Origin of the sequence: Paenibacillus sp. P36, assembly GCF_045866505.1 — a bacterium.
GTDB lineage: Bacteria > Bacillota > Bacilli > Paenibacillales > NBRC-103111 > Paenibacillus_E > Paenibacillus_E chondroitinus.
The window spans coordinates 4,729,272-4,745,935 of sequence record NZ_AP038372.1 but is presented as its reverse complement, the minus strand read 5'-3'; the positions used below and the strand labels follow the sequence as shown (position 1 = coordinate 4,745,935).

The following is a 16,664-nucleotide window of genomic DNA, read 5'->3' as shown; positions in this document are numbered from 1 at the left end:
CCGCTTAATAGTATCATAAGGAATAGGAGTGTTCAATACATGTCGAATAACGACAAAAGCTCATTGTTGATTATGGATTTACAGAACGGTATCGCCTCTCGTTTCGCAGAAGAGGATCTGATCCCGTTTCAAAAAGCGATCGAAGCTGCACGCAAGAACGACATCCCGGTTATCTATGTGCGAATTGCATTTCGCGAAGGTTATCCGGAGCTTAACCCGCGCAACAATATGGCAGCTAGAATTGCGCAATACGGCGGCATGTCGACCACGGATGAGGCGACGCAAATTCATGAATCTGTGAAGCCTGAGCCTGGTGAGCCCATCGTTACGAAGCTGCGCGTCAGCGCATTCTCCGGCAGTGATTTGGAGATCATCCTTCGATCCCTTCAAATCGACACCTTGATTCTTACTGGAATTGCTACCAGTGGTGTCGTTCTGTCGACATTGCGGGAAGCGGCGGATCGTGATTATAGGCTGAAGGTTCTTGCAGATGCCTGCCTGGATGGTGATCCCGAGGTTCATCGGGTTCTCGTGGAGAAGGTTTTCCCTCGTCAAGCAGAGGTTCTGACGACAGAGGCTTGGATCCATTCTTTAGGAGCACACTAACACCAAGGAACAAACACTGCAGCAAGAAGATGGAAAGAAGGCTTGTTACGATGCCAATTTGGAAAAGAAATTTAATCGTTTGCTGGTTTGGCATGTTTGTAACCGGCGTGGGAATGAGTCAGATCGCGCCAGTTTTGCCGCTTTTTATCCAACATCTAGGTGTGAGTCAATCGAGTTTAATCGCCCAATATTCGGGCATTGCCTTTGGGATTACCTTTATTGTATCTGCTATTTTTTCTCCTATTTGGGGGGCAGCGGCGGACAGATTTGGTCGGAAGCCCATGTTATTGCGGGCAAGTCTAGGGATGGCTCTCGTGATTGGCAGTATGGGTTTTGCCCCCAATGTGTATGTGTTGATCGGGCTGCGATTATTGCAGGGCATAATCACAGGGTATGGGACGGCCTGCACCACATTAATTGCTACGCAAACAGAGAAGGACCATGCAGGTTACGCATTAGCTACCTTGTCAACGGCAAGCATCGCAGGTTCATTGCTAGGACCGCTCATTGGCGGATTTCTGGTAGAGAATTTCGGCATGCAAAATGTCTTTTTTATCACAGGCGGGTTAATGCTGCTGGCTTTCATTACGACGGCCATGTTCGTGAAAGAAACATTCACGCGCGAAGACAGGCAAGTGCAAAGCGCTAAGGAAATTTGGACGCTTATTCCTGAGAAGAGCCTGACGATCACGATGTTCGTCACCTTTTTTATTTTAACCGTTGCGCTTTATTCCGTTGAACCGATTCTCACCGTCTATATTACCCAGCTGACCGACCATCTTAACCATGTAGCTTTAATTGCAGGGCTTACATTTTCAGCATCGGGTTTGGCTAATATTTTTGCGGCACCAAGGCTGGGAAAGCTGTCCGATCGTATTGGGGCGCACAAAGTGATGTTGATTTCGCTTCTTGCGGCGGGCATCATATTCATTCCTCAAGCTTTCGTAACCAATCCTTGGGAGCTGATGATTCTTCGCTTTTTGTTAGGGCTCACGGCGGCTGGTTTGACCCCTACGGTCAATATATTGATCAAGAAAATTACACCGTCAGCGATAACCGGAAGAGTTTTCGGTTTTACGATGTCGTCCGGTTATTTAGGCGTTTTTGCAGGTGCTATTTTAGGCGGACAGGTAGCGGCTTGGTTCGGCAGCAGATATGTATTTCTCGTCACGGGTGCGCTGCTGCTGATCAATGCGGGTTGGGTTTATTTTAACGTGTATAAAAAAATCCAGTCCAAAAGGACGCTGACGATCATTTAGTAAACAAAAGAGGGGCGCGCTTATGAAACTAAAATGGTATGGTCATTCTTCATTCTTACTAACGTCGGAAGCGGGAACGAGAATTCTTATTGATCCGTACTATAAATTTCTTGGCTATCGCATGCCGGTTCCGATTGAATCCGATATCGTCGTCGTTACGCACAATCATGCTGATCACAATAAGGTGCAAGCCGCATCTGGCGATTACTTGCTCGTGAATGAGCCGAAATCATATGACCGTGGCGATGTAAGTATCGACGGGTTCAAGACGTTCCACGACAAGGTGAATGGTAAGAAACGTGGGCCCAATATTATTTTTCGATTTAAATTAGATGGGCTAACGATCTGTCATTGCGGTGATCTGGGACATCTACTGACCGAGGAACAGGTTCAAGAAATCGGCAAAGTGGACATTCTCATCGTTCCAGTTGGAGGAAAAATGACGCTTGATGGTGCCGAGGCTGTTCACGTAATGCGCCAACTGCAGGCGACTGTTGCAATTCCGATGCATTATCGGACAAAGGCATTAGGCATTCTCGGAAGATTTGTTTTTGCAAAGGTGGATAAGTTCATTGAGGTTGCAGGAACACGCAGGACAGAAGTGAAGACATTGCAGGTGTCAAAGGAAAACCTCGCTCAATTCGCTGGCATCGTAACGATGCAGTATGAAGAGTAGCCACATAAAAACAAACTGAAAAAGTAAAAGTTTATAATTACCAGGAACGAATGGTTTTCTCTATAGCGTATGAACTTAAAAGTCGCACTGTTGCGGCTTTTTTTGTTCTAAAAAAAATCAATTTTCGAAATAAAATATTCCATTGAGTTTTAAACTCATTTTTCCTAGAATTGGTTAAAACAGACGCCATACGTTGCGAAAAAGCAGAAGGGAGCGTGGTTATTCCAATGCTTGCACGATTGCTTGTAGACGATTAGCGGGGACAAGTAAGGTGGACATTTTTTAGTTGAGTGGACTATTTAAAGGTAAGACAAGAAAAGTCCACAAAACCAAAAACTTTTGAATGTTTTAATGTAAGCGCATTCTATATACTACGGGTAGCAAGAGATGGGAGGTTTGCTATGTAAAAATTCAGCTATGCCCAAATCTTATCGATCACATTAATAAAGGTAATTTATAAGATATTTCCTAAAATAAGGTTAAATGATTACTACAGGAGAGGAGGTTCTGCTCTCGAGAAGGGGGAAATTACTTTGGCTGCGACCAGGAAAGAAAATCAGCATGTGGCTCTGTGGAAAGGTTTATCGATCGTATCGTTTGTTCTGTTTATTACGACGTTATTGATTGTCTTTCTCTATAAAGGGCGCGACATACCTGTTGCCACTGTAGATGGTGTAAAAATTAGCCAGGACCAGCTATATAAAGCGCTTGTCGATTACGAAGGTCCGAAAATACTGGAGAAACTCATTCTAGAGGATTTAATCATGAAGGAGTCTAAAGCGGCGGGGGTGGTTGTGACCGAAAGTGAATTTCAAGCCTCCTTCGATAAAGTCAGAACTTCTTATGCTACACAAGAAGAATTTCTGGAAAATCTGAAGAAGGACGGTTATACGGAGCAATCGCTGCGTACGGAGCTCAGAACTCAGTTGTATATTCGTAAGATTCTTGAGCCTCGCGTAACGGTCGATGACAATGAAGTAAAAGCGCATTATGCAGAGCACATGTCGCATGATCCGGCGTCCAATACCAAAAGTGAGGCGCAAGTTATTGCTGAAATTCGAGATGAATTGGTGAATAAAGAAATTCTTGATCTCATGGAGCCCTGGTTTGAAGAACTCCGGTCCAAAGCGAATATTGCGATTTCGTTACCGGGGATCCAAATGATTTCCCCAAAAGGAGGAAGCTAAACAACAATGATAACCTACTCATTGAAGCGAACGGTTTCTATTGTTAATATTCTTGTTATTTTTGCTGTGAATTTGCTGCTGGGTTTTACGGATATTACGCCTACTGCCCATGCTGCTGGAACTACGGATGGATTAATTGCGTGGTATAAGTTTGATGATGTGAGCGGAAATGTGATTAAAGATGCTTCAGGAAAAGGCAACAATGCAACAGCAGCAGGAGAAACGTACAGCTTTACGGATTGGGATCAGGGGAAAGCGATTAGCTTGAGCGGTGGAACGAGTGCTGCGGGTGCTAATGTCAAGCTGCCAAACGGGATATTAAATGGCGTTACTAATTTTACAATATCGACTTGGGTGAATATGCGTGCGACAACGAGTTACATGCGTATTTTCGATTTTGGTTCCGGAAACACGACCAGCTACATGTATTTGACGCCTACCGGGAATAATGACGGAGCCAAAGGCCTGGCTTTCGGTATTACGACGAGCGGCTGGTCCAATGAAGAGAAGGCGCAAAAAGGCACAGCGTTAACGACAAATGTTTGGAAACATGTGACAGTTGTTTTAAATGGTCATACGGTTACTCTTTATGAAAATGGGTTGAAAGTCGGGGAAAACACCTCGTTGACTTTGAATCCATCAAGTCTGGGCGCAACGACGGCGAACTATATCGGGAAAGGTCAGTTTGCTGATCCTACAATCAATGCTTTGTTCTCCGATTTTCGTATTTATAATAGAGCGCTGGATGCTTCCGAGGTTGCCGGGTTAATCAATAAGCCGGACAGCGAACTCGTGGCAGCTGATTTGGCCGCACTACTTGCAGGTGTGAATCTTAGAACAGTAGACACAGACCTTTCCTTAATAACCAAGGGGCCATACGGTTCCGATATTACATGGCAATCCAGCAATACGAATGTGATTGCGACAGATGGCAAAGTCACTCGTCCTGCTCCAGGCCAGTCTGACGCAGCCGTTACGTTAACGGCGACCGTGACAAAAGGAGCAGCGCATGATTCTAAAGTTTTCGAAGCTGTTGTTCTCGCTCAATTATCAGACCAACAGAAACTGCAACTAGATAAGGATGCTATTAGTCTGGGGAGTATTAGCGCAGTGACCAAGAATTTGGATTTGCCGACGGAAGGACGCAACGGTTCCGTGATCACTTGGCAATCCAGCAATACCAGCGTGATTGGTCATGATGGAACGGTCACTCGACCGGCGGCTCGGTCTGGCAATGCTGTCGTGAATTTGACAGCCACGATCAAAAACGGAAACGCGAGTGATACGAAAACCTTCGCAGTGACGGTGTTGGAAGAGCCCTTCGTATTGACATTAAGCAGCATTGAAGACGTAAATGTTGATACGGTAATTGGAACGGTGCCGGTCCTGCCGAGTAGTGTCATTGCGGTCTATAATGACGAAGAAACGTCCAGGCAGCTCAGCGTAAAATGGGATGATGTGAACCCGTCGAATTATGCGGCTGAAGGTTCTTTCACTGTGCAAGGAACGGTTGAAGGAACGAGCATCAAAGCTGCTGCCCACATTAAAGTGAGAACACTGAGCTTTCATTCAGAGTTTAATATGAGCAGCTTGCAGGGTAATCAAACGCTTACGGCGACTGTAACCGGAACGAATAAGGGCAGTGCAGCTGTTTCTTCATTGGTAACTTTGGCGCTTTATGATGCTGCCGGTAAAATGGTCGACAAATCACAATTGAGCAAAAGTGTGACGCAAGGAGCTCCTGTCACCCTATCCGCAAACCTTACTTTGCCTGCTGATGTAACAGGTTATACAGCCAAAGTACTTGTCTGGGATGGCACGGATTTGCAGACTTCGCATTTGCAGCCCCTGAGCGGCGTAGCGGAATTGACAAGCGCACCTGGAATTCCTGGTGGCATTACCGCCACACCGTCGACGAGCATTCCTCAAATTGAGATTGCTTGGCAGACTTCAACCGAGGCAGCAAGCTATGATCTGGAAGTGGACGGCACAACCATTCGTAATATCACAAGTCCATTTATCCATCAGGGATTATTGTATGGTTCCAAACATACCTATGCTGTGCGAGCTAAGAACACGTCAGGCGTCAGTGCATGGAGTAAATCCATCAGCGCAGACGTGACATCAACGCCAGGCGAGGCCAACCTTGTTGTACAGCCGTTTGGCTTAAGTGATGTGACTTTGCAAGACAGTATCTTTACAAAACTAAGAGACAGTGAATATTTGTATTTGGATGGCTACAATTTGGATAAATTGCTGTTTGCCTTCCGGGCAGCTGCGAGGCTTGATACCAAAGGAGCCACAGCGATGGGCGGCTGGGATTCGGCAGCGGGGAAATTAAGAGGCCATTCGACAGGACACTTCTTGTCGGCTTTTGCTCAGGCTTATGCCAGCAGCGGCGAGGCGAAATGGAAAACGAAGATTGACTACATGATCGACGAATTAGCGAAAGTTCAGGATGCATTGGCAACTCAACCTAATGGCATGGAGAAATCGAATCTCGGGAAAAATAATCCTGCGCTCGTGGGGAATAACTCTCCAGGTTTTCTTAGTGCCTATGGGGAATGGCAATTCATTTTATTAGAGAATGGTGCTGTGTACAACGGTACCGAGACTGATTTTAATACGATCTGGGCTCCTTACTATACGCTACACAAAATCATGGCGGGCTTACTGGACAGCTACAAAGCGACTGGAAATGCAAAAGCTTTGAGCATTCTTGTGAAAATGTCGGATTGGGTGGATGGCCGTTTGAGCAAATTGCCGCAATCCACATTAAACAGCATGTGGGGCAGATACATTGCCGGCGAGTTTGGCGGTATGAACGAAACTTTAGCGGAGATTAGTGCAATTACAGGCAATAGCAAATATTTAGCAACAGCCAAACTGTTTGATAATTCGAAGTTATTTACGCCAACAGCGAATAATCAAGACACATTAAACGGTATTCACGCCAACCAGCATATTCCACAAATTATTGGAGCTTTGAAAGTATATGATCAAACGAATGACGCTTCCTATTATAAAGTAGCTCAAAATTTCTGGGGCATGGTGACGAATCATCGCCAATTCAGTAACGGCGGCAGTGGTGTAGGCGAGTTGTTCAAGGAATCGGACAAAATTGCCTCCTATATTCTGGAGGGTGGAACCAGCAAAAACAGTCAAGCCGAAGATTGCGCAACGTATAACATGCTGAAACTAACCAGAGAGTTATTCTTCCACAATCCGGATGCCAAATATATGGACTATTATGAGAGAGGTCTGTATAACGGTATACTTGCTTCCAAAGATCAAAGCGCTTCCAACAGTGGTGTTGTTTACTTCATGCCATTAGGTCCTGGCAGCACGAAGGGATACGGCCGTACCAGCTTTACCTGCTGTGCAGGAACGGGTCTGGAAAGCCAAACAAAATACCAAGACTCCATTTATTTCCGCTCCAGCGATAAGAAATCTTTATACGTCAACTTGTATATGCCTTCCACTTTGAATTGGGCTGAAAAAGGAATATCCGTTGTGCAAACAACGAACTTCCCGAGTGAAGAAGGCAGCACACTTACCGTAAAAGGCAGCGGTCAGCTTGATATTAAGCTTCGCGTACCTTACTGGGCTGTTAAGGGCTTTACAGTCAAGGTAAATGGAGTTGAGCAAAATGTGACGGCAACACCAAGCACGTATGTCACGCTAAGTAAAGTATGGGCAAACAACGATAAAATTGAGATTTCCATGCCGTATAGCTTACGTGTGGAAAAAACACCGGACGATCCTGCGATGGGCAGCATATTCTATGGTCCGCTTCTCATGGTTGGCAAGAGCAGCAGCACGAAATTTATCAACTTGAGTTTGAACGAATCCGATCTTTCCCAATCTATAACGCCAGTCGCAGGCACACCACTGAATTTTACAACGAACGGAGTTACGTTAGTGCCAATGTACACCGCTTATAATTTTGCCTATCATGCTTATTTCAAACTTAATCAGTAATGAGTTATCGAGAAGGAGGGGAACGTGTGTCTAAAAGAATCATTTCTGTTGTCGCAACTTTGGCTATGCTCATCTGTATGCTGGCAATTGTTCCTGCGCCCAAAGCAGCAGCAGCTGGAACAACAGCTGAGATCAATCACGTAGAAACTGCGATAGATCAAACAACACAAAAGGTCACTTTTCATGGAGAAATCAGTCTTGGCATGGGCAAGGATGTCACGATGATGGTCAACAATCCTCAGGGACAACTCGAGTATTTGAACCAAACCAGCAGTGGAGAGGGTGGACATTTTTCTTTTACGTACTCGCCAAACGGTTGGTTAGGGGGAACGTATACGTTCAAAATCGGCGGTGAAGGCGATGCGGTTCCATATGCCGGAAGCTTCCAACTTGCAAGTACGGGATCACCGTCGGCAACATTGACTGGACCTTCTTCTGTCCTAGGCGGTCAGCCTGTCGACTTGAAGCTGGGAGTAAGTAATCAATCCTCTACGTTCTCTATTTTGAATGTCGTATTGAATTATGATCCCAATCTATTGCATTTTGATACGGTGACGGATAATGGGCTTGTCTCCTTGGCGGAGACGTCAATCGGCTCGTTGAAAGAAAACTTCAAGGTACTAGTCACTGGAGTTAAGCCGGAAAAAGGTCAAGTTTTAATCCTGATGTCCAGTATTGGTTCAGGGAACGAGGTAGCTGGCGGTGATTTGCTTAGCTTGCATGCGAAGGCTAATCAAGTAACGACTTCCGTCACTACGAATGTTTATGTGTCTGATGCCGCCGTTTCTTCAAACGGAGCAAAGGTAGAACTGGATGGAGCTTCCTTGTCGCTTCAAATCCATACTTTGGATAAAGAAGCGTTGAGCACCCTGATTGCATCGGCTCAAAGCCAAAATGATGCGGCTGTTGAGGGTACTCACATCGGTCAATATCCAAGCGGTTCCAAACAAACGTTGCAGCTTGCTATCAACGATGCGAAAGTTGTTCGTGACAATGCAGCAGCAACAGAAGCGGAAGTGCAATCAGCTCTTAGCAGCTTAGACGCTGCATTAAGAACATTCATTAACTCTGTAATCACTACAACCGATCCTGAACCAGGTCACGCAGACAAAGAAGCCCTTGGCGCATTGCTGGTCAGCGCTCAGAGCAAGCTGGATGCTGTTGTCATTGGTACGAAGGTTGGCCAATATGCAAGCGAATCCAAAGCCACGCTACAGGCAGCGGTTACACGTGCAAAAGCTGTATTCGATAACGCTTCCGCAACACAAGCGCAAGTGGATGCTGCGAAAGATGAATTGGCTTCAGCGCTGCAGGTGTTCTCGAACAGCATCATTACGTTGGTGCCTGGCGCAACGAAAATTACGATTAATGACTTGTCTCTGATCGCTAAGTACTACGGAACTACTTCTAGTGACGCGAACTGGAGTCTAATTGAAAAAGCAGATATCAACAATTCCAATTCGATTGACATTCAAGATCTGGCAGCAGTTGCTAGAATGATTATCGATGAGTGGCTTACGGAAGAATAAGCAATAATAAGAGACTGCCCCAGCGGTAATGTAGGCTGGGGTAGTTCTTCTTAGAACCAACGAGCCTTCTCGTTCGTACAGAAAAGAACCCTTCCAGCCGTTCATGACGGGAAGGGTTCTTTTATTTCAATGCAAGAGAATCTTTCGTCATTTCTTTATTGCCGGTATCCATATAGACAGGAATCGTTTCACCACGTGCTGCGCGCAGCAATTGTCCGATAATATAATCGCCCCATACTTGTTCATTCTGGGAGATAACGGAGGTAATTTGACCGTTGATAAGGGCTTCTTTCACATTGGGCATCATCCCGAAGGACAAGGCATTACGCTTCAAACCTTTGGCTTTCCATAACAGGATCGAAGCCGAGCTGGATAAAATATCAAGCGTGATGAGCGTGTCAAAGTGTGGGTGGTCATCAATCATACGCTCCATATCAGACAGTGCCTTATCGGAGGAGCCCTCGTTATATCCGACTTCAAGCACTTGAATAGCCGTATTACGAGACAAGTAGTCGAGCATGCCGGAAAGCCGGTTTTTTTGAATAGGTGTATTAGACATACCTGATTCAACAAGCACCATGCCTTTGCCTTTCATGAGCTTGCTGACGACTTCCCCCATTAAAGCACCGCCTTTGTAATGATCTGGACCGATGTAGGAGAGCCGGCGGCTTAAAGGTGCGTCGGTTTCGAAGCAAACAACCGGTATACCGGCTTCCACAGCTTTATTGATAGCAGGGACAAGTGCATCTGGATCGATAGGAGCAATTGCAATGCCGTCTACCTTTTGTTTAATCATGGTCTCCATCATACGTATCTGTTGTTCTAAACTAACCTCTTCCGGCGCCTTGACAATTAACTGAACGGAATTGGAGGCTGCCGTTTTCTCGGCAAGCTGCGTAATAACTTCATAAAAAGAATGCGCCATTGGATATATAATCCCGAATGTATAGGCGGGAGGACGCTCGCTTTTTTGTGGAGAAGGGGTTACGGTAGCGAATAAGGAACCAGGTGAAGAATTAGCATCCGAACAGCCCACAGTTGTAAATAGTGAGAAAAACACGAACAAGAGAAGCGATTTCTTAAGAGTAACTGACAAAGCCCTTATGCTCCTCTCTCTCAGATGTAAGCAGGTCTTTGTTCAACTGGCCGCTTTTGCGAAATTCTCTTGTTGTCATACCTGTTACTCGCTTAAAAAGGTTTGAAAAGTAATGAGCATCGTTATAGCCAACGAGGAAAGCAATCTCATAGGATTTGGCCTGCGTCGTCTGAAGCAGTTCCATCGCTTTGCGAATTCTGGTTTGCGTTAAGTATTCGATGAAGGTTTGGCCATTTTCTTGGCTGAACACTTTACTTAAATGACCTGAGCTTAAATTAACATGGTCAGCAGCGTCTTGCAGAGAAAAGTAATCTTTATCATAATGCTCGTGAATGTATTTTTTCACTTTAATCAGCATATCCCCATGCTTATCGGAAGCTTCCGAACGCCACTGCCAATATTGTTCAGCCAGTCTAATCAAATAGGCACGCGACTCATTCAAAGTTCTTATTAATTCTATAGCTTTCTGTAATTCCTGAAGGGTCATGTCGAAGTTGGCTATATTGGGGTAAGAATCCCTCGCTGATCGGAATACTTCCAACGTCAAATCGTTTAATATATAGTATCCAATAAGCGAAGATTGCCAATCCGTATGCTGAAGAATAGAAGCGAAAGAATGGATAAAGGTTTCTGCATGGGCAGGTGAGCCGATCTTCAGAAATTCCACAAACTTTGCCCGGTCTAAGAAAACAGATTGTTCGAAAGAACCGTTTCTGGATTCCAGCATCGCATGGCGATTCTGACGCGATAAACGGCGCCAGTGCATGTCTTCCATCGCTTCCAGGAAAGAAACATGAATGCCCTGCATCCGGTCTTGAACGCTTCCGATGCCAACGGAAATCGAGTAGGAGAGATGTTCCATGGACTGATTTTGCACCTGTTGAACCGTTTCTAGTGCTTGTTTGATTTGTTCTTGCGTTTCATACTTCAGTATCCATACGCATTCCGTCTTACTTCGCTTGAACACCAAGTGGTTGTTGCCATCAAGCTTAAGATTCAGCATATGCTCGCCATGCTTCATTTCCTCAGTGATGTCTTCCGAAGATGAGTCGGAAGGAGCAAGTTTGCGGAAGTCAGCAGTTACAACAACATAATAACGCGAGAGTAAATTCAAGTTCAATTTAGAACTCAAATGAAGAGCTTCCGACGTTGTTATAAATCCACTGCATAAATCATTCAGCAGCTTACTTTGCGTGAAACCGGCTTGCCTTTTTTCTTCCTGTTTTAATTGCTCGATCTCCAATTTCTCCAGACGCGCTGCATCGATCTTGTCGCTAACTTGACGTAGGGTTTGGAGCAAATCCGCTGAGCTGATCGGCTTCGTGCAATATTCCTCTACACCCAGACGCAGGGCTGTTCGCGCATATTCGAAATCCCCATGCCCGCTCAAGATGACAATCTTGATATCCGGTGAATTTTTCCTAACAAAGGAACTGAGCTCCAAGCCATCCATGAAGGGCATCTTAATGTCGGTAATGAGAATATCAGGTTGATACTGTTCAATCATCGGCAGCGCAACTTCACCATCGGAAGCATCTCCACAATAAATAAATCCTTCTTTTTCCCATTGGATCGTATCACGAATCGTTTCGCGAATTAAAATTTCATCGTCAACTAGCAGCACTTTTTTCATGGCATGTTGCCTCCAGTCATAGGGATTCGAATGGAAACTTTCGTTCCCTCGTTTTGAATGCTGTCGATGCTTACACCGTATTTGTCCCCGTAATAAAGTTTAATTCTTTGTTGTACATTATGCAGGCCGAACCCTCCGGATACTTCATTGCCGGTTTGTTCAGGAAGTTGCTCGTTCGCTAAATACTCACGCATCTGCTCAAGCTTCTCCGGCGACATTCCGATCCCGTCATCTTCCACCGTCAGTACAATGTCTTCTTCGTTCTCGATCAGGCCAGTGATTCGAATCATGCCTTTTCTTCGCTTGTTTTTTAATCCGTGATATAAAGCGTTTTCTACAATGGGCTGCAGAATCATTTTCAAGATCGGATACGGGTTTAAGCGGGAGTCAATCTGAATCTCATAATCCAAAATATCGCGGTAGCGCATTTGTTGAATGACTAAATAACTATGCACATGCTCAACTTCTTTCGTAATGATAATCCAGTCACGGCCTTTGCTTAAAGAGATTCGGAACAGCTTGGATAGCGATTGAACCAACTGAATGACTTGATTATTTTTGCCCGCTTCTGCCATCCAGACGATGGAATCCAGTGTGTTGTACAAGAAGTGGGGATTAATTTGCGCTTGCAAAGCTCGTAATTCCGCCTTTTTAATTTCCTCTTGCTCCTTAATGCTTTGTTCGAGCAGTTTGCGGATTTTACTAAGCATGATGTTAAAACTTTTGCCCAATAAGGCAACCTCATCATTGCCTTTTGGAATAACTTTGGCTTCCAGGTATCCGGAAGCGGCAAGCTGCATTTTACTTTTTAAAAGGTGAAGAGGGTGAATCAAGCGGTTTGAAATGAAAAAATGAAGGGATACGGCAAAGATAAAACTTAACACAACTGTAATGATGATGAGCTGTCGAATGGAATTCGCTTCTTCAACAATCTCTTGAAGGGGCACGTAACCAACGATACTCCAGCCCGTCATCAACGAAGGAGCTACGTAGACGAATTTCGGCTTGCCTTCGGTTGAATCGATGTAATTCGTGTCAGTTCCGTTAAGAATGTGTGTTAAATCTGAGGGGAGCGGGAGTTTGACAGTTGCTTTTAACATTGATGGCTTAAAGATAGGGGTGCCGGTTGAATCGACAACAAAGTAGAACCCTGTCTGACCAATCTTAACGTTATCGCAAAATTGAGTGACCACTTGATCATCGACGTCGATGACGATAAATCCAATGACTTCGTGTGTAATTTGTTGTTTCACGGCGGCCATAATGGAGATGACATTCGTGTTGTTATACTGAAAACCGTCGATTCTGTCCAGCGTTGAGGCCTCGGAAGGAGGGACAATTAAAACCTCATCCGGATTTTTGGTCAAATGCGTCAAGTGTTGGTTGCGCAGTGGATTTTTCTCAAGCTGAAACAACCCCTTTCTTTCACTAATGCCTCGGCCATACAAGTTAACCATGGTTATATTGAGAACGCTATCATATTGGTACGTTTGCCTGTAAGAGTCCATGGTTCTTAGGATTTGTTTGGTATCCTCATAAGTATCTTCTTGGGAGAATAAGAATCGAAGCACTTGTGTGTTCTTGCTAATCTCAAGCAGCTTTCTCGTATCAATAAATTGTGTATCCAGATCACGGGCAAGCTGATCTGCAGAAAGCATGGCGGCAGCTTTACTGTTATTGAAAACCGTTTTAAATGATTTCTGGTAAGAGATGAGTCCAACCGCAATTAGAGGAATGCATGTCAGAATAATAAACATGGTGAGCAATTTGGTTTGCAAGCTCGAGGAAATCCATTGGATTAATCTCATAAATGGTTAAGTAACCTTTCGAATGCGGAGATAGTTGCCTCCATCTTACTATATCAAATTGTGCTGCATGCGGAAATGGTAACGTATACATACAACCACAAATAACAATTTACTCTTATAAAAACAAACTTTTCTCGAAAAAGTCATGGGAAATCACTAAAAAATTTACAAGAAATGAGCGTGAAACTCCGTATAAAAGGCACGTGAAAGCGTTTTATAATGAGGTCACACCGAACAAGAGGTGAACGATGGGGAGGAAAAAACATGATTATTACGAAAAAAATGGGGGTTCTCGTTGTGGCTTCCTGTCTCATGCTGCTCTCGGCAGCTTGTGGGAACAGCGCTACCACAGGATCAAGCACAACGGCTCCAGCAACAAACGCGGGAGCTACGGCAGCTCCAGCAGCACCGGCAGCAGGGAAGAAAATCTCGCTTGGTTTTGCTCAGGTTGGAGCGGAAAGCGGATGGCGAACAGCGAATACGAAGTCGATTCAGGATTCAGCCAAAGACGCCGGTTTTGATTTGAAATTCTCCGATGCCCAGCAAAAACAAGAGAATCAAATCAAAGCAATTCGTACTTACATTCAACAAAAAGTGGACGTTATTGCTTTCTCGCCGGTTGTTGAATCCGGTTGGGATACGGTACTGAAAGAAGCGAAAGATGCGAAAATCCCGGTCATTTTGACAGACCGTGCAGTTGATTCCAAGGATACCTCTTTGTATGTAACTTTTATTGGTTCTGATTTCGTAGAAGAAGGCAAGAAAGCAGGCAAATGGGTCGCGGATAAGTACAAGGATGCGAAAGAAGATGTGAACATTGTTGAGCTTCAAGGAACAACAGGTTCTGCTCCGGCTAACGATCGCAAAGCCGGTTTTGCTGAAGAGATCAAAGGAAACTCTCACTTGAAGGTCATTGCCTCTCAAACAGGAGATTTCACTCGGGCAAAAGGAAAAGAAGTGATGCAGGCGTTCCTGAAAGCTCATAAAGATATCGATGTGCTATATGCCCATAATGACGATATGGCGCTTGGAGCCATTCAAGCGATTGAAGCTGCTGGCCTCAAACCAGGTCAAGACATCACCATTATTTCCGTAGATGCGGTTAAAGATGGTATGACAGCTGCAAGCGAAGGTAAAATCAACTTTATCGTAGAGTGTAATCCATTGCTTGGACCTCAATTGATGCAAGCTGTCAATGATGTGATTGCCGGCAAGCAAATTGAGAAACGTATTGTAACGAAAGAAGGCGTGTTTACTTCGGAAGACGCGAAGAAGGTTCTAGCAGACCGCCAGTATTAATAACTAAAGAGAAAAGAAGAAAGCCACTCCATACAAGTAGCAGGTGGAGTGGCTTTTCTCTATATGGAGAGGAGTCATTCGATGAGTGAACGTCAGCCGATCTTGCAAATGAAAAATATTCACAAACAATTTCCAGGTGTCAAAGCGCTGTCAGGTGTTAACTTCCAGTTGTTCCCTGGTGAAGTTCACGCTCTGATGGGTGAGAACGGGGCTGGAAAATCAACCTTGATTAAGGTTCTCACCGGTGTTTATGCCATTGACCAAGGTTACGTAGAAATGGATCAGAATCCAATCAAGATCAATAGTCCTTTGGATGCCCAGCAAGCGGGAATCAGCACGGTGTACCAGGAAGTCAACTTGTGTCCGAACCTTTCTGTAGCGGAAAATATGTTTATCGGCCGCGAGCCAAGGCGCTTCGGTCGTATTTTATGGAAAAAAATGAATCTGGAAGCTGCGGAGCTGTTGAAGAAAAGAATGAACTTGGAAATTGATGTGACACTGCCTTTGCATCATTATTCGGTTGCTGTACAGCAATTAATTGCGATTGCGAGAGCTGTCAGTATTTCCGCGAAAGTGCTTATCTTGGATGAGCCTACGTCCAGTCTGGACCGAGGAGAAGTCATGCAGCTGTTTACTGTCATGACGAGACTGAAACAGGAAGGCTTAGCGATTCTGTTTGTGACACATTTTATTGATCAAGTGTATGAAATTTCAGATCGAATAACCATTCTTCGTAATGGAGAATTTGTTGGAGAGTATATGGCTGAGAAGCTCTCTCGCATAGATTTGGTTTCCAAGATGATTGGCAAAGACCTGCATCTGCTGGAAGAACTTCCGAAGAGCGCGAACGTTCAAAGAATGAAAGCGGATGCATTACTAGAAGCCTATTCACTGGGGAAAAAGGGTTCCATTGAAGCCACCGATTTGACCATTCATAAGGGGGAAATTATTGGTTTGGCAGGGCTTCTGGGATCCGGAAGAACGGAGTTTGCGAGGTTGCTCTTTGCAGCGGATCGAGCAGATTCCGGTAAGCTGAAGTTCACGGATTCGGATGAGCCAATCCACTCACCGAGACAAGCGATTGACCAGGGCATCGCCTTCTGCTCCGAGAACCGCAAAACGGAAGGCATCATTGATGATCTGACCATTCGGGAGAATATCATCCTCGCTCTGCAGGCAACACGTGGCTGGTTCAATGCGATTCCCCGTAAACGGCAGAATGAAATTGCGGATGAATATATCCGCACCTTGAATATTAACCCGCCGAATCCGGAGCATCTTATCAAAAATTTAAGTGGAGGCAATCAGCAGAAAGTGCTCCTGGCGAGATGGCTGCTCATGGATCCTAAGCTGCTAATCTTAGATGAGCCAACTCGGGGGATCGATATCGGGGCCAAGGCGGAAATTCAAAAGCTTGTCCTTTCGCTGTCTCAAAAGGGCATGTCGGTGCTCTTCATTTCGTCCGAGCTTGAAGAAGTACTTCGTGTCAGTGAGCGCATTGCCGTACTGCGGGACCGTAAGAAAGTGATGGAGATGTCCGGCGAAGAAATAAGTCAGCGTAATGTCATGAAAGCGATAGCGGGGGGATGA

General features: G+C 45.0%; 11 protein-coding genes. 8 read left to right on the top strand and 3 right to left on the bottom strand.

Going from position 1 to position 16,664, the window contains the following annotated elements:
* The first annotated feature begins 39 nt into the window (after positions 1-39).
* The 6 genes from ACKTT9_RS21330 (at position 40) to ACKTT9_RS21305 (ending at position 9,238) form a co-directional block, all read left to right on the top strand.
* Complete coding sequence (locus tag ACKTT9_RS21330) at positions 40-606, top strand: cysteine hydrolase family protein (protein WP_407867517.1); 567 nt, start codon at positions 40-42, stop codon at positions 604-606.
* 50 nt (positions 607-656) lie between these two features.
* Positions 657-1,865, top strand: coding sequence for a multidrug efflux MFS transporter (locus ACKTT9_RS21325; RefSeq protein WP_407867516.1), 1,209 nt, complete (start codon positions 657-659; stop codon positions 1,863-1,865).
* A 22-nt stretch (positions 1,866-1,887) separates the two neighbouring features.
* Positions 1,888-2,541, top strand: a complete 654-nt coding sequence (locus ACKTT9_RS21320; protein ID WP_407867515.1) for an MBL fold metallo-hydrolase — start codon at positions 1,888-1,890, stop codon at positions 2,539-2,541.
* A 533-nt stretch (positions 2,542-3,074) separates the two neighbouring features.
* Positions 3,075-3,728 carry a hypothetical protein gene (locus ACKTT9_RS21315; protein WP_157320717.1) on the top strand — a complete coding sequence of 218 codons (654 nt, stop codon included), beginning with the start codon at positions 3,075-3,077 and terminating at the stop codon, positions 3,726-3,728.
* Positions 3,729-3,734: 6 nt separating this feature from the next.
* Positions 3,735-7,709, top strand: coding sequence for a beta-L-arabinofuranosidase domain-containing protein (locus ACKTT9_RS21310; RefSeq protein WP_407867514.1), 3,975 nt, complete (start codon positions 3,735-3,737; stop codon positions 7,707-7,709).
* A 26-nt stretch (positions 7,710-7,735) separates the two neighbouring features.
* Positions 7,736-9,238, top strand: coding sequence for a cohesin domain-containing protein (locus tag ACKTT9_RS21305; protein ID WP_407867513.1), 1,503 nt, complete (start codon positions 7,736-7,738; stop codon positions 9,236-9,238).
* Positions 9,239-9,359: 121 nt separating this feature from the next.
* Here ACKTT9_RS21305 and ACKTT9_RS21300 read toward each other — a convergent pair whose 3' ends face one another.
* Genes ACKTT9_RS21300 through ACKTT9_RS21290 form a run of 3 tightly spaced genes read right to left on the bottom strand, consistent with a single transcriptional unit; the run spans position 9,360 to position 13,775 of the window.
* Positions 9,360-10,334: a sugar ABC transporter substrate-binding protein gene (locus tag ACKTT9_RS21300; RefSeq protein ID WP_407867512.1), complete on the bottom strand. Its 975-nt coding sequence runs from the start codon at positions 10,332-10,334 to the stop codon at positions 9,360-9,362.
* Positions 10,318-11,967 carry a response regulator gene (locus ACKTT9_RS21295; protein ID WP_407867511.1) on the bottom strand — a complete coding sequence of 550 codons (1,650 nt, stop codon included), beginning with the start codon at positions 11,965-11,967 and terminating at the stop codon, positions 10,318-10,320. Before ACKTT9_RS21295 ends, ACKTT9_RS21300 begins: the two co-directional genes overlap by 17 nt.
* The gene (locus tag ACKTT9_RS21290) at positions 11,964-13,775 is read right to left on the bottom strand and encodes a sensor histidine kinase (RefSeq protein WP_407867510.1); all 1,812 of its coding nucleotides are present in this window, start codon (positions 13,773-13,775) and stop codon (positions 11,964-11,966) included. Before ACKTT9_RS21290 ends, ACKTT9_RS21295 begins: the two co-directional genes overlap by 4 nt.
* A 264-nt stretch (positions 13,776-14,039) precedes the next feature.
* Here ACKTT9_RS21290 and ACKTT9_RS21285 point away from each other — a divergent pair, with 264 nt between their 5' ends.
* Both ACKTT9_RS21285 and ACKTT9_RS21280 read left to right on the top strand, forming a co-directional pair.
* Entirely contained in the window at positions 14,040-15,074 is a 1,035-nt protein-coding gene (locus ACKTT9_RS21285; protein WP_407867509.1) for an ABC transporter substrate-binding protein, read from the top strand.
* Between the two features lie 81 nt (positions 15,075-15,155).
* The gene (locus tag ACKTT9_RS21280) at positions 15,156-16,664 is read left to right on the top strand and encodes a sugar ABC transporter ATP-binding protein (protein WP_407867508.1); all 1,509 of its coding nucleotides are present in this window, start codon (positions 15,156-15,158) and stop codon (positions 16,662-16,664) included.

Bases quoted from the DNA above. Each gene is read 5' to 3' on its own strand.
- ACKTT9_RS21330 (WP_407867517.1), top strand. From the start codon at position 40: ATGTCGAATAACGACAAAAGCTCATTGTTGATTATGGATTTACAGAAC.
- ACKTT9_RS21325 (WP_407867516.1), top strand. From the start codon at position 657: ATGCCAATTTGGAAAAGAAATTTAATCGTTTGCTGGTTTGGCATGTTT.
- ACKTT9_RS21320 (WP_407867515.1), top strand. From the start codon at position 1,888: ATGAAACTAAAATGGTATGGTCATTCTTCATTCTTACTAACGTCGGAA.
- ACKTT9_RS21310 (WP_407867514.1), top strand. From the start codon at position 3,735: ATGATAACCTACTCATTGAAGCGAACGGTTTCTATTGTTAATATTCTT.
- ACKTT9_RS21295 (WP_407867511.1), bottom strand. From the start codon at position 11,967: ATGAAAAAAGTGCTGCTAGTTGACGATGAAATTTTAATTCGCGAAACG.
- ACKTT9_RS21290 (WP_407867510.1), bottom strand. From the start codon at position 13,775: ATGAGATTAATCCAATGGATTTCCTCGAGCTTGCAAACCAAATTGCTC.
- ACKTT9_RS21285 (WP_407867509.1), top strand. From the start codon at position 14,040: ATGATTATTACGAAAAAAATGGGGGTTCTCGTTGTGGCTTCCTGTCTC.
- ACKTT9_RS21280 (WP_407867508.1), top strand. From the start codon at position 15,156: ATGAGTGAACGTCAGCCGATCTTGCAAATGAAAAATATTCACAAACAA.